This is a genomic window from Citrobacter freundii complex sp. 2024EL-00216 (assembly GCF_043945515.1).
GTDB lineage: Bacteria > Pseudomonadota > Gammaproteobacteria > Enterobacterales > Enterobacteriaceae > Citrobacter > Citrobacter portucalensis.
The window spans coordinates 13,880-27,406 of sequence record NZ_JBIMRA010000018.1 but is presented as its reverse complement, the minus strand read 5'-3'; the positions used below and the strand labels follow the sequence as shown (position 1 = coordinate 27,406).

The 13,527-nt window shown below is 51.5% G+C and carries 16 protein-coding genes; 1 reads left to right on the top strand and 15 read right to left on the bottom strand.

All coding sequences use genetic code 11. From position 1 onward, the window contains the following. Window positions 1–79: 79 nt before the first annotated feature. The 8 genes from ACHHZ7_RS19470 to ACHHZ7_RS19435 form a co-directional block, all read right to left on the bottom strand. Window positions 80–754: a hypothetical protein gene (locus ACHHZ7_RS19470; protein WP_395149161.1), complete on the bottom strand. Its 675-nt coding sequence runs from the start codon at window positions 752–754 to the stop codon at window positions 80–82. Further along, window positions 754–1,068: a hypothetical protein gene (locus ACHHZ7_RS19465; RefSeq protein WP_003826224.1), complete on the bottom strand. Its 315-nt coding sequence runs from the start codon at window positions 1,066–1,068 to the stop codon at window positions 754–756. The genes ACHHZ7_RS19470 and ACHHZ7_RS19465 overlap by 1 nt, the downstream gene beginning before the upstream one ends. Next, entirely contained in the window at window positions 1,068–4,253 is a 3,186-nt protein-coding gene (locus ACHHZ7_RS19460; protein ID WP_395149160.1) for a host specificity protein J, read from the bottom strand. The genes ACHHZ7_RS19465 and ACHHZ7_RS19460 overlap by 1 nt, the downstream gene beginning before the upstream one ends. Before the next feature lie 54 nt (window positions 4,254–4,307). Further along, window positions 4,308–4,898 (bottom strand): tail assembly protein, encoded by a 591-nt coding sequence (locus ACHHZ7_RS19455; protein WP_148977621.1) that lies wholly within the window; start codon window positions 4,896–4,898, stop codon window positions 4,308–4,310. A gap of 55 nt (window positions 4,899–4,953) precedes the next feature. Beyond that, window positions 4,954–5,379, bottom strand: coding sequence for a hypothetical protein (locus ACHHZ7_RS19450; protein WP_395149159.1), 426 nt, complete (start codon window positions 5,377–5,379; stop codon window positions 4,954–4,956). Between the two features lie 110 nt (window positions 5,380–5,489). Beyond that, the gene (locus ACHHZ7_RS19445) at window positions 5,490–6,233 is read right to left on the bottom strand and encodes a hypothetical protein (RefSeq protein WP_047715739.1); all 744 of its coding nucleotides are present in this window, start codon (window positions 6,231–6,233) and stop codon (window positions 5,490–5,492) included. A gap of 77 nt (window positions 6,234–6,310) precedes the next feature. Further along, window positions 6,311–6,979 carry a Bro-N domain-containing protein gene (locus ACHHZ7_RS19440; RefSeq protein ID WP_052941157.1) on the bottom strand — a complete coding sequence of 223 codons (669 nt, stop codon included), beginning with the start codon at window positions 6,977–6,979 and terminating at the stop codon, window positions 6,311–6,313. Next, complete coding sequence (locus ACHHZ7_RS19435) at window positions 6,966–7,133, bottom strand: Arc family DNA binding domain-containing protein (protein WP_071698655.1); 168 nt, start codon at window positions 7,131–7,133, stop codon at window positions 6,966–6,968. Before ACHHZ7_RS19435 ends, ACHHZ7_RS19440 begins: the two co-directional genes overlap by 14 nt. 119 nt (window positions 7,134–7,252) lie before the next feature. Here ACHHZ7_RS19435 and ACHHZ7_RS19430 point away from each other — a divergent pair, with 119 nt between their 5' ends. Continuing rightward, on the top strand, window positions 7,253–7,696 hold the full coding sequence (locus tag ACHHZ7_RS19430; protein WP_047715738.1) for an Arc family DNA-binding protein: 444 nt from the start codon (window positions 7,253–7,255) through the stop codon (window positions 7,694–7,696). A 6-nt stretch (window positions 7,697–7,702) separates the two neighbouring features. Here ACHHZ7_RS19430 and ACHHZ7_RS19425 read toward each other — a convergent pair whose 3' ends face one another. Genes ACHHZ7_RS19425 through ACHHZ7_RS19395 form a run of 7 tightly spaced genes read right to left on the bottom strand, consistent with a single transcriptional unit; the run spans window position 7,703 to window position 13,522 of the window. Beyond that, window positions 7,703–8,413 (bottom strand): C40 family peptidase, encoded by a 711-nt coding sequence (locus ACHHZ7_RS19425; protein ID WP_395149158.1) that lies wholly within the window; start codon window positions 8,411–8,413, stop codon window positions 7,703–7,705. Between the two features lies 1 nt (window position 8,414). Then, a complete protein-coding gene (locus ACHHZ7_RS19420) occupies window positions 8,415–9,170 on the bottom strand; it encodes a phage minor tail protein L (RefSeq protein ID WP_395149157.1) in 756 nt (251 codons plus the stop codon). Beyond that, window positions 9,167–9,514 (bottom strand): phage tail protein, encoded by a 348-nt coding sequence (locus ACHHZ7_RS19415; protein ID WP_003826213.1) that lies wholly within the window; start codon window positions 9,512–9,514, stop codon window positions 9,167–9,169. Before ACHHZ7_RS19415 ends, ACHHZ7_RS19420 begins: the two co-directional genes overlap by 4 nt. Before the next feature lie 3 nt (window positions 9,515–9,517). Beyond that, window positions 9,518–12,034: a phage tail tape measure protein gene (locus tag ACHHZ7_RS19410; RefSeq protein WP_395149156.1), complete on the bottom strand. Its 2,517-nt coding sequence runs from the start codon at window positions 12,032–12,034 to the stop codon at window positions 9,518–9,520. Continuing rightward, window positions 12,012–12,290, bottom strand: coding sequence for a phage tail assembly protein T (locus ACHHZ7_RS19405; RefSeq protein ID WP_008322441.1), 279 nt, complete (start codon window positions 12,288–12,290; stop codon window positions 12,012–12,014). The genes ACHHZ7_RS19410 and ACHHZ7_RS19405 overlap by 23 nt, the downstream gene beginning before the upstream one ends. 50 nt (window positions 12,291–12,340) lie before the next feature. Next, a complete protein-coding gene (gene gpG / locus ACHHZ7_RS19400) occupies window positions 12,341–12,748 on the bottom strand; it encodes a phage tail assembly chaperone G (protein WP_315684513.1) in 408 nt (135 codons plus the stop codon). Window positions 12,749–12,784: 36 nt separating this feature from the next. Then, window positions 12,785–13,522 carry a phage tail tube protein gene (locus ACHHZ7_RS19395; protein ID WP_181553706.1) on the bottom strand — a complete coding sequence of 246 codons (738 nt, stop codon included), beginning with the start codon at window positions 13,520–13,522 and terminating at the stop codon, window positions 12,785–12,787. Window positions 13,523–13,527: the final 5 nt, after the last annotated feature.

Here is a 13,527-nt window from a genome sequence, read left to right as displayed (position 1 = left end):
AAAATAACCAATAGCATTGAATAATAAAAATAGTTTTAATAGATCAATATTCTAAAATTGATCGTTTAAATCGATCGGTTTAATCATATGCGGCTGTGTTTATCGCCGTTATCACAATTCCGCTATTCGTTGACCCTATAGTGGCACCACTGGCGGTGGTTGAACTTTGCCCCCTAATTCTTGTACCACCAGTGTCGTCATGGCAACCCGTCCCCACATCAACGGACTGAAATATTGGCTGTCCACCTGGTGCAGAACCAGCGTGGATGATGACAGATCCCAGCCCCATCGGATTTACGGCCCATTTCCCCGGCATTGTGACATCGATATTAATTCCACCCGTAGCCGCTCCAGGTGTCCCGATAGTTGTCAGATCTGTCAATACCCTTGATTCGTTTGTAAGAACCAGTGTGCCTGATTCGTCCCATATAGCGATACCGTGACTGGGTAAGGTTTGCGGAGTTATTGCGAAAAAATATGCTTCAAGAGTAAAAGCAGCCCTTCTGTAGTTCGAAGCAGAAACATTAAATAAGCTCCCTTCTTTTACGGCTGAGATTTTTGCCGCAGTACTTGTTCTTGCGAATACAATCCCTGCTTTTTGATTAACAATATTTTCCTCAATAACCGCAGAGTTAAAATCACCATTATACTGTGAGTTTAACGACACTTTTTTATAAAGTGTCAATGGTGTGGAATCCGGAGTAACAAAAGGATTTCCATTGGGTAACGCTAGCAAAACACCATATTTTGCCATTACACCTTCTCCGCAAAAACAATCAGCTGAACCTGATTTGCAGGATAGTCGTTAACACCGTCGCCCGTTGATGGCTGAATTGTAATTGTGTTACCGGAAGCAAGAATGTTTCTTTTGTTTGTGTACGCAATCAAACTTGCAGCCTCCGCAGTCCCTACTGTAAAGCCAACTTTCAGGCCAGGTTCCAGGTTGAAAGAATAAGAGCCGGTTTTCTGATCCACTAACAGGTCGATTATACCAACTACGCTGATTGGTTTGATTCCGTAGTTATTAGGGACGCCATTAGCGTCCCATGTCTGTATCCCCCATTCCATCAAAACACTCCTGTTAATTTCCCAATCTGCACGCGAAGGACGCCATTCCCGTCCTTAACGCTCTGGGTTGTGTTGGTAATTTTCATTGCCCCCTCCCCGGCAACTGCTCCATTCATTTCAAACGTTCCGTCCGATTTCATGATGGTGCCCGTTTGTCCCTGAACGTAATTTTCTGATCGCAATTCTTTAATTTTTGCCAGCGTGATTTGGCTATACTGGATAAATGCATCACTGATAAAGACCTGACCATTGACCACCGCAAAGGGTGAATATTGCGTATCGCCGCTGCCACTCATCAGGACGAACTGATTGGCGTTAAACCCGACACGGGTGACTACCGGCTTGCCCGATTCCGCCAGCACCGCAATCGACATTCCGGCGTTATACATCACGCCGTTAATCCGGACTCCGGTTTTGAGGGTATAAATTGCAGATGCTCCGGTAGCATCAACCACGGCGGTAAGCTTATCCTCCAGCGCGGCAGTTACATTATTGAACTGCGCCTGCACCTGAGTGGACATTTCAGCCATCGCCTTATCAACATCTGCAATAGTCGTTTTGACCACCAGAATATCCGCGCGTACTTCACCATACTGCGCCCACTGGTGTTCCACGGTTGCATGGTTGGCCAGCGCATTCTGCAACGCGGCTTCGAGGTTGGTATCAATGTCGCTTGTCAGGCGGTCACCGTCTGCAGAAGTCAGGAAGTCATCAGCAATATCGCCCAGGTAGTCGTCAGCATTCGCGTTGGATTGGCCACGAACCCAGTCGGTCCAGCCTGATTCATTACCCGTTCTGTCTACCAGCTGCGCGCGATACCAGAATTCCTGCCCCGCCTTTAATCCCAGTTGGGTGTATTCGGCAGACGGATAAGGCACATCCGACAGCAAAATAGGATTCGAGAAATCACTGTTCGCGGTGTACTGAATTTCCGTCTTCAGTGTGTCCCCGGTGTTAGCCGGGAATCCCCAGCTCAGGCGAATCCCCCAGTTGATCGGCGTTGTCGCAAAGCCGACAGGTTTCGGTGGATTTCCCACCTTGCCCGTCAGCGTTTTCTCTTCGGAGTAGCCCCAGCCAGAGGAAATTTCAGCGGCATTAATGGCACGCACACGCACGAGGTAGCGCCCTGCATAAATACCCGATACATCAAATGAGGTGGTGGAGCTGCGCGGCACGTTTACCCAGTTACCATCATTGCGGCGCCACTGTGCCTCGTAGGCGATAGCATTCTGCGCCTGGTCCCAGCTCACACGCATGGTTTCGACGCTGATATTCTGCTGCACCACTGAAAACGAGCTGATCACAATGTTAGCCGGCGGCGACTGGTTACCCGGCGGGATTACACTCACCGGCCGCTGGTCAATGATGGCTCCGGTATCGATACGGGCATATTTATCCGGGTCGTGCCATGCGCCGGTAATCGAGAAGGTACCATCATTGTTATCGGAGACACTGACAACACGATACTGCTGGGCGTAGAGTTCATCTGACTCAACCACCCATACAGCTTCGGCATGTGGCGTCTCACTGTATGCCGTGGTGACTGTGACAAATTCCGCGTTAACCGCCTGAATAGTCCTGCTCTGTGACGCGCCGGAGGGAAGGTTGAGAATCAGGCGATCACCTGCTGCTGCATCAGCAACGCGGTCAAGTTTTATCACACGACCGTTAACGGCACTGATGCGGCCGCCCATAACTTTGCCGGACAGAAGCTCGTCTGACACGGCGATGATGTATCCCGGCTGCGGAATGTTTCCGTCCAGCCCGACATCAAACGAAACAACGCGATCCTTATTGTTGGTGAGAATGCCCCAGCGCCCCTTGCGGTTTGCTTCTGACTGCCGGGTACAACCAATCGCTGTCATTTCCAGCTGATTAAATCCGTACCGGGCCACCAGAGGCTGCTCAAACACCGGCTCCATCGCATCCGCATAGGCATTACCCGGATCAGACCAGGAAACCAGTGCCGTGGTATACCGCGTTTTTGTCGTGCTGCTGGAATAGGTAAAGCGTCCGTCGATAACGTTAGCGCGGGTGTAAGCGTAATCCACATCTCTCGGCATATCGGCAAGCGCAACAATCTGATCACCGCCCCAGTACGTCATACCCCGGAATATAGCCGCAAAGTCACGCAGCACAGTGTAAGCGTCATTCCTGTCCTGAACATAGACGTTACAGGTATAGCGTGGTTCGGTCCCGTTTCCACCCTTTCCATCCGGTACCGGCTGATCGCAATACTGCGACACCTGGTACAACGTCCATTTATCGATGTTGGCTGCAGTCAGGCGATTACCCAGACCAAAGCGATCGGTAATCACCAGATCGTAAAATATCCACGCAGGGTTATCAGTCCAGGCCCACTTAAACGCGCCCTGCCATGTACCGCTGTAAGCCCTCGTTTCAGGGTCGTAATTATCAGGAACACGGATCACGCGCCCGCGAGGCTCACAGGAGATCTGCGGTATTGAACCGTTAAACTGACTCGAGTCGAATTCGATGTACAGCAGTGCGGTATTCGGGTAGCGCAGCTTGGCGTCAATCACCTCGGTAAAACTCTGCAGCGTCATCGTGTCGCCGATCTTCGCGCTGTTTGCATCAGTGGTGATCTTACGCAGTCGGATTGTCCAGGTGCTGCCAGTCTGCGGTAAATCAATACGGTGGCTGCGCTCATAACCAGACGTCGTTTTGCCGGTTACGCTGGTATTAAGAACGGTTTGCCAGGTTCCACCATCAGTCTGCAGGTCTATCGCATAATTGATGGAATACCCTACCAGATCACCGTTGTCCTCCTGCTTAAACAGTGAAGGCCATTTCAGTCGGAGGCGAACGGCTGATAGTTGGGTGTTGGTGAAGGTGCGCGTCCAGGCAGTAGCGCTTGATACTTCAGTTCCAACATTGATTTCGTTTTCGGTACCGGGAATACCCTGAATGTAATTTTGTGCCTGCGTTCCCGCGCGAAACTCCCACGTTACGCCGCTAAAGTTTTGGGAGCCGTCGAAGTTTTCCAACGCCGTGCCGTCCAGGTAGATATTTTTTCCGGTTAATTGCCCTGCAAATTCCCCTTCCCCAAGCGCAACGAGGATTTTAGCCTTCGCTACAGATTGCAGATCATCAGGCTGTTCGGTAGGGGTTCGGGAACTGGAACTGCCGCCCTTGCGGCCTTTAATCGGGGTTGCTGTAGCCATATTGCGCCCATAAAAAAAGCCACCATATGGTAGCCTGAAAGGAAGATTATTTTGTTATTGCTGGTCTTCGACGTATATACCAGCAGAGATGATCGCCCCACCAATACGCCTGCGTCCGTATAGAAGCGGAACTGGATTACCCTGAGCAGCAGTGTTAGTTACACCACCGAATGCATACGATGCCCGATTTTCGGCATCCTGTTTGCTGGCAAGTCCTGCTGGCTGTGGCGAAAGCATTTGGATTACGCCTCCAGCCATTAATGCAACACCGGGTGCGACCAATACCATACTTGCACCGCCAGTAAAACCTGACAAAGCGTAGCCAGCTACAACAAGGACGGCACCTAATATGGTTTGTAACAGGCCAGCTTTTTTACTACCAATAACTACTGGCACGATCCGGATCACTTCACCTGTCACCGGAAAGCCTAAATCATCTTCCCCAATATTTTTCTTTCCTCGAAAAACTGCATATGTCAGACCGCGCTGTTTACTTGAATTCATGAAGGCCTCAAACCCTTTCACTGTTGCAGCTAGCGCTCGACAGGCTTCTCGGGTTGAGCTAATTAAACGATGATGCGTCTTACCAAAGGTTTTACCAAGAATCCCGCTTAGTTCAATTTGGGTCATAACTTCTTGCTGCATATTCTTCTCCAATAAAAAAGCCACCCGGAGGTGGCCATTTATAAAATGACTCGAACTATATGGTTGATGCTCTGATATCAAGTCCGGAATTAGTATCTCCGGTGATGCGGAATTTTTGATGTTCACGAGCATTGATCTGCGTGGCAGTCTCTTTGAGTGGTTGTCCGACCTGCATTCCACATAATCCTTTACCTTTTGAATCGCCAGATATTCCTAGAATATGTCGGCCGGATGTAACATTGATATCGATCGTTTCTCCCGTATCAATTCTTGCATAGGATTTTCCATCAATAATTACTTCTACAAAGCATCCACCACCAGCAAACCATCCTTGATCTCGTGTAATTGTTATCACCGAGTCACCAGCCCCCTTCAGCAATACACGTTCAGATGGTACTTGTTTTGCAACGGTAGAATTCACCGCCGTGGTTGAACACCCAGCAACGCTAAGCGCAATTAGAAGCAGCAAAGTCTTTTTCATATCCCTATCACCTTTGATTAATTTGCCAAAAGAGTAGCAGGGATCCGGTAACGACAAAACCCGCAGCTAAGCGGGTTGGGATAGCAAAAACATTTTAACTGCTTTGAAATTTATGCCACATCAGCACCATGAATCAGATGGCGCAACGCATCAATTCCGTTAGTGTTGTACCGGAACGCTTCAACCTGTTTACTTGAGTAGGCCGACTTGTCCAGAAAGAACTTGCCATGCGCTTCTGTCTTCAGCTTGTGTGTGTTAGCAACGCGTCCAATTTTCTGAGCAGAAACCCCCAGCATCTCCCCCACCTCACTCGCAGTGTGGTAATGCTCCTCGATAACAGGCAACGGGATGGCGTCATAACCAATAAGCGGATTAATCAACGATGCCGTGAGCACCTGATGTGCCATCGGATCCAATCTAGGAAGCAGAGTAATGATTTCCCGCGCGCTCGCGATATTCTTCTCCAATGCCTGGGCTTTCAACTGTTCTGCCTTAGCCAATCGGTACTCAGTGATACCTGTGTTACTTTTTGGCATCGCTGGTAATACCTGCATATCTTCCAGCTTATCAACCAGAGAACGTCGAACGGCTTTCGATTCACGAGCGGCTACTCGGAGGGCTTGCTTGATAGACATTGTAATTACTTCAATGTCTTGACCATTTTTACGACCTACACTTTTTGTGTAGGTCTCCCCTTCAAGCTCATCAACAACCTTCTCAATGAACTTGTTATTTCGGACAGCCGGCTCACCGCATTGCTTTCGCGCAGCGTTCACCATTTCCAGCAAGTACTGGCTATCAATGGTTTTCTCGGTGACATTAGCGCTATTTACTGCTAAATTTAATGAAGTCATTGGTTGGACCCTTATGACAGATTTATGGATAGCCGATAGCTCTAACTATCGGCTTTTCTATTTGCAGCATTGCAAATTCAGTAGATTCTTGGCCTTTCTCCTTCCTGAAGCTGTAGTTCAGCATGAGTCTTAATCATGTACATAAACGCGGCCCCATCATTGAAACGATCGTGAAGACGGCCTGCGAGCGGAGACTCAATCGCCCTCAACGCTGGCTCTATCTGGTTAAACCATGCTTCACACATAATCTCGAAATAATCGAACATTGCGTTTGCATTGTGGGCGTGGACTTCTCGATCGCTGAGCATCTTCGGTACTGGAAAGTTAATAGATACCTCACGGTCCAGAATGTCTAACACCCAGTGTCGGAATTCTTTAGCAACCGGAGTTCTGGCAAACATAGCGACCATGTGTGCGCCACGTAGAGAAAAAACCCTAGTTTCCTGATGCCCACCAGGGGTGGTCAACTTGACCACCCTTGTCATTTTTTCTGTAAACTCATCAATATGACGAGCAAAAATTCGCTGAACAGCTTTATCGTCTGCATATTGAAGCGCGTAACCAATCTGATTAGCGGTCAGCCAGATGCCATCGATATCAGGAGCTGGCTGCAGAGAAATGCCATGGAAGTTCAGCTCTTCTTTCGTTACACTGTTCATGTCGATATTTCCTGCCAAGGATTTCTTCGATAAGAAGCCCAGGGTGTTCGCGCACTCCTGGGTTTCACTGTTTTTATGCTTGTTCACTCTTCCCCCCTTCTAATCCGTACGCTTTCCTCAACTGATAGATGAGCTCAGTATTGAACTGACGGCATTCATCTTCCCCATTTCTCTCTATCGCCAACCGGACATCTTCAGGAAATCGAACCTTTCGCTGGTACATATCTTTAGCTTTTTCCATAACCCCTCCAATTATGCCCCACGGTGGGGCGCCTAAAGTGTCACACCGTGCGTCATTGATGTCAACCCCACCGTGGGGCATAATTTACATAATGTGAACTTTTTGAGTGAGGCAACCAAATGAGCAGAGAAGATCCTCAACTAAGAATAAGATTACCAATTGAATTAAAAGAAAAAATTGAAGATGCAGCAAAATCCAATAACCGCTCTATGAATGCTGAAATAGTTCAACGTCTCGACAACAGCTTCCTTAGCGAATTACGTGAAGATGAAGTAATTTCTGCTCAAGATGCAATTCAACTTGTTGAAAAAGCGAGGGATGAACTCTCTGAAATAATATTCAAAAGGACTTTTTCAGAGATCAACAAAAAGGTCCGGATTGGTCATTCCACATTCCATATTCATCTCAGCGATCTTGAGTTGGACGGACTTAGTGACGATGATTTCAACACTGTTTTCAAAAAAACTTTTAGTCGCCTAAAAGAGTTAGGTTACGAAGTCTGGGAAAAGACTTGGGATGCGGATGGTTTTGGGGTGGAAATTCCAGGGGAACAGCCCACCTAAATGGGCTTAAGCTAGAGTCTTATAACGAAGTATCTTCATCGTCCGTTCCTGCCAGTAACCACCATAAGGCACACGCTGGCTCAAATGGCCATAAAGATGGTGGAGTAACATGTTACCTTCCAGCAGGATCCCTGCATGGTTCCACTTATTAGCCTGGACCTGCATGATAACCATATCACCTGGCTGCAGTACGCCACTGAATTCTCGGAATCCGCATTCATACCAGCAATCGTGGTAGAAATTTTCGGGGTAACTATCCTCCCACCAGGGATAATCCACGCGGTAATCCGTCAGTTCGATACCATGCGTCTGCCTGAAGTAGCTCATTATGAGACCCCAGCAATCGAAATGGCCGAGCACAAACGGACGCTCCAGTAGCGGCAGTTCACCGCGCGGCTGGATGGTACGCAGATCCCCATCCGGCCAGCTGATGATGTGCCAAGGTAAGAGCGTTGCATCACATTGCGCTTTATCCAGTTCGCTCGGCTGTGTCGTTGCGTCCGGGTGGCTGTGAACAATGGCAATCACTGTTCCCCAGTCTTCGGCAGCGGCATAATCTTCCGGCGACAGGTGGAAATGCTCTGTCGGATCGGTTGCCAGATTACGGCAGGGAATGTACCGATGCACCCTGCTTTTTTGCACCACCACGCCGCAGCATTCGCGCGGATATTCAGCAGCAGCATGCGCCATAATGGCGTCGATAATTTTCTGACGCATATCAGCTCCTGATCAGGGATGTGCCAGGGAAACCACCGAACGGCAACTCGTTGCCCTCGCCATGCCTCAACTTGCACGCAGTGAGCGTACCGGGGCACTCATCGAGTGACGGATCGTTAACCGGGTTGTTGTGCTTGTCGAAATAGTGCGTTCCGGCATAGTCGCATCCATCACCGGAGCGGTATTTGTTCCGGATACACCAGGTACAAAGTGAATGTAGCTGGCGTGTCGGGATCATCAGCCCTTGCAGATCCATCGGACTGGACAACGTAAACGCCACCACCTCGTTGGTTTCAGTGCTCTTGGCGTCAATGTAAAACACCTTCAGCTTTTCCTGCTGCGGATCCGCTGACGGGTTGCCCTCCGGATAGTTTTTCGCATCCAGATACTGCGCCAGCGTGTCATGAATGGTGACCTTCGCCTGCAGAAGGTCATCATAAGCAAGACACAGCGCCGTAATGGAACTGTCCAGGTTAGCGACCGAGAGCGTTGGCTGCGCGCTGGTCCCGTCGGTCGCCGTCTCAATACCCTCTATCTGACAAGGCCATGCTTTATATTCCTGCCCCTGCCACCAGATCGAATTCGCCGGTAGCTTATTTTCAGCTCCACCAGCAGCGGCAATTTCATCGGCAGTGTGGGCAATATTGTGGGCGTGGAAGCGGAGAACGTCGGAAACACCAAATGCGGTGCCATCGACATCAAAAAGCCGGACAACATTGCCCGGCTCAAGTTTTTGATAATCACTGTTTAAGCTCATGGTGCAAACGCCTGTTCAAAGGTAGCTGATACGGTTTCCACTGTTTTACTTTTGGTGACGCGCTGCAGGCTTTCTGCCTCAACGCGCCACAGCGCAAGATCACCGCCTGGCGGGGTAAACGAAAATGATTTCGTCTTATGGCGCCGCAGGAAAGCATAAATATCCCGGACGGTTTGCGGTTCGCCGGTAAATGAAAACTCATAACTTAGCGTTTCATCATTCAGCCCGGCACCTGAAACCTGCTTATAGCCATCACCAAACTGCGCCGTACGGATGGTATCCTTACTTTTCAGGGTCGGCTGGCTGGATGCTTTAATCCGCCATGCAAAATGCTCGATCGCCATTGCTTACCTCTGTTTTGTTGCATTCCAGATGATGCCACCGGGCCGGACTTCTCTGGTGATCCCTTCCCTGATGGAGCTGTTGATCACCTGCTGATAGGCTTTCCCCAGCGCATCGCCACTTCCTTTCTGTTGACCGGAATCCCCCTGGCCTGTTGTAACCGAAACCGGCGCATACACACTGACACCAAAAGGAGAAGCAACGCCACCGCCACTCCCACCGACAAGACCACCAGTCGCATAGCCACGCATCATGCGATAAAGGTTGCCGACACCGATTCGGTTGGTGGCTTCCTGCGTAAAGACAAACTCTCCACGGTGCACCACACCTGCAGGCTCATACTTACCGCCGGTCCCGGTAAAACCACCGCCAGCAAAACCCAGCGCAGAAGTGGCAGAACTGACCAGGCCAGCCATGGCCTGCTTCATCAGGATCTGCGTCAGCATCGACAACGTGGAACGGGTGAAATCTGCCCAGTTTGCTTTCCCAGTCGTCAGCATATCGGCCATATTCTGGCTGATACCATCGAATGTGGCTGAAGCAGCGGACTTCATCGAGCCATAGGCATCAGCTGCTGAATCGGCATAGTCAGCCCACGCTGATTTCGCCCCGGCCTGCCAGTTGCCGCGGAGCTCGTCCTGTGCGGCATAATATTTCTTCAGTGCATCCAGTTCGTTCTGATAACCCTGATCGGTGTCCGTACCACCGGCATTCATCCAGCCCTGCCGCAGCTGTGCCTCTTCGTTTTGCCGCTGCGCGCCGCGACTGCTCATGCTGCCCCCGGCCACCAGCGCCCGGGTTTTCTCCCCAATCTGGGTAACATACTTCTGCGAGCTGTCCTGCAGGCGGTTTAACCGTTCCTGGGCAACAATCTGATCGCCCAACCGGGCATTCACTTCGGCCCGCGCCAGTACCTCGTCCTTGTTCGCCAGCACCGATTTTTCATCGGCGGTCAGCGCGCGCTTTTTGGCGGCCTCTTCCAGCACCGAAAAGCGGGATTGTTGTTTCCACAATTCCTGCCGCTGCTGGCTGATGGTGTCCGTGATGCTCTTATGCTCCTGCAGTGTGCGTAACTGCGCCTCCAGCTCCAGCGTCTGCGCGCTGGCAGTATCGACACTTTTTACACCTGCAGGTGTTTTTACCGCTGAAGGGGCTTTGGGTTTCTTCAGCGAGTCGTCGTATTCTTTTTTCGCAGCTTCCAGATTGATGTTGTAGTCAGCCTGGAGGATCCGTCCGTCTTTCAACGCCTTGTTCAGTTCATTCTGACGGGCCGTGAACTTCTCCAGCGCAGTCTGCGTCTTTGCATAATTCGACTGCGCTTGCGCGGCATACTTCTGGCGGTCAGACTCAATCACCGCCTCGCGTGCTGCGTTATCCTCAGTTGCTTTTGCCACACTGGCCTGCTGCTGCGCCATTTCCAGTGCAAGCCGTGCCGACTCCCGATCGTTCCAGTAGCTGGCACGCGCATCATCATTGACATAACCATCACCTTTACGCAGATTCCAGATTTCATCCGCCCGCTTAAAGGCCGCTTCAGCTTTGGCAACCATCTCCTGCGAGGTGTCAGGTCGCCCGATATCGAGCGCCGCATCCCACATCGATTTAAACGCACGCTTCAGGCTGTCGGCAGCAGACTCAATCGACCCCATATTGTCGCGCAGGCTCTTTGTCTGCTCACGAAAGCCGTTCGTCGCCGCATCATTAGCCGCCTGCAGCGCCCCTGCCTCATCACCGGCACGCTGCAACTGCGCCACATAAGCAATCTGTTCTGCTGTGACGTTGTTGAACTGCTGCGCCATGGCAATCAGACCAGAGGTCGGATCGTTCGTCAGTTTGCCGAATGCCGCCGCCACCTTATCAACCGGCACACCTGACGCATCGGTGAATTTCGCTACCGCCTGACTCATCTCATCGAACCGGGCACCGGCACGCACTCCGGCGTTAACCAGCTCCGTAAGCGCGCTGCTGGTCTGGTTAAACGTGAGTCCCGCCTGCTCGCCGGATTTCGCCAGCACCAGCATGCGGTTTGAGGTCAGCCCGGCTGTATTACCGGACAGAACCAGCGTTTTGTTGAAATCAGACAGCGTGGACGAGCCCTGATACCAGGCGTAAACAACCGCGCCAGTGGCGGCAGCCAGCGCGCCAACACCTACCATCACCGGCGATATGGTGCCCAGCAGCGCCCGAAAGGTCGGAATAATGCCTCCGAAGGAGTCTTTCACCTGACCGCCCTGCTGCAGCAGGATAAGCCACGGACTCTGCCCACCGGCAAGCTGAGTGGCGATATCCGTAAACTGCGCAGGCAGCATACGCATCGCCGCGTTGTATTGGCCGACAGAAATACCGGCCTTCTTCGCGGCGCTCTCCTGGCGGGTAAATGACTGCTGCACCTTCAGCGCCGAGTCATTCGCTGCGTCACCCGTCTGTTTAAACTGCCGTTTTACGTACTCCATCTGCTCGTTGAACTTTGACGAATTAACGTCAAGGTTAACGACCAGGTCACCCACTGCCGTCTGGGCCATAGCGAACGCCTCCTGAAATGCCCTCGGCCTTTGCCATCAGCACAGCGTCACCGGGTTCATCGTCGGCAATATCCTCCGCAGAAGGTGAAAGCAGGCTGAAGCTGGCAGGGGTTGATGTGGTTTTGGGGTCAAGCGCGGTAATGACGATATGCATCAGCGAGGAAAAATGCGCATCCAGTTGCACATCATTAAAAAAATTGTCCTGGTAGAACGTTCGCCAGTCGGCGTATTCCGTTGACGACATACCAGCAAGCATGGCGCGCCAGTCCGGGCGACGAAATTCACGCGCCAGTTTCAGGACGAATGTCAGCTCACTGGCGAGGACTTTTCCAGACTGACCGGCTCAGTCACAGCGACATCCTCTGGATCATTCGATTCCTGCAAAGGCACCATACCTGACAGCAGCTTCACGCTGTACTCTGCTGCGGAAACAATCTCCAGCGGCCAGGTCATCAGCACTTCATTCTGGATCTGCTCTACGTCTTCTTTCGGCGTTTTGTGCGTCCCTTTCAGGTGATGCCCATGCCATAACGACATGGCCACCAGCAGTGCGCCGGATTTAATCGTCATATCCATCGCCGCCTGCATGTCGGCATCAGTGATACTTTCCAGCGACTTCAGGTGTTCAAGATGCTCAATACGCTGCAGTGCCGACAGTTCGTAGAGCGTGACTGTATTACCGTTACGTTCGAACGGTTCACTTTTTAAAAACATGGGTTACTCCGGAAAGCGGGGCCACAGCCCCGGAGGTCAGGAAACGGTGACTTTACAGGTCGCGACAAACAGCCCATCGTTGGTCATCACGATAATGTCAGCGGTTCCGGCGGCAATACCGGTGACCGTCAACACCGTACCGGCGACAGTCACCGTGGCTTTACCTGCATCTGTGGTGGTGGCCCGGAAAGATGGATCGCTCGCGCTGGCTGGTGCCACGGTGACATTCAGCGTGGTGGTGGCAGCAACCGCAACGGTGGTGGTCGATTTATCCAGGCTGACGCCGGTTACGGCAATCGCTGCAACAGCGCTGTCTTCAGCAAGGCCTGGCTTGCCGTTATTGCTGATTTTGACAGAACGCGTAATGGTGTCTTTTGCCGTCACCGTTTTACCCAGGCTGCTTACCCAGCCACGGAACACATCGATGGCGCCATTCGGGTATTTAATTTTGTACGCCAGCACGGTACCGTCATCAAACCAGCGAACCAGATCCTGCTGCCCGCTCTCGGCAGGTTTCCAGGCCAGCGTAAAACTGGCCTCACCCGCCGATTTCTGCCCCTGCGCGGTAGCAGTCCAGTCGGCATCATCGTCATCCAGATAGGTATCATCGTTTGATTCGGCAGTCAGTTCACCGGGCTGCAGATCTTTAATCTTTGCCAGGCGCGTCCAGTCAACATCCGATAATGGGTTAGCGAACGGGTTGCCCGATCCGGAATAAATCCAGAGTGTGGTGGTGGCACCCTTTACCGGCGCCAGTGGGTTTGGTGTAGTCATTACGT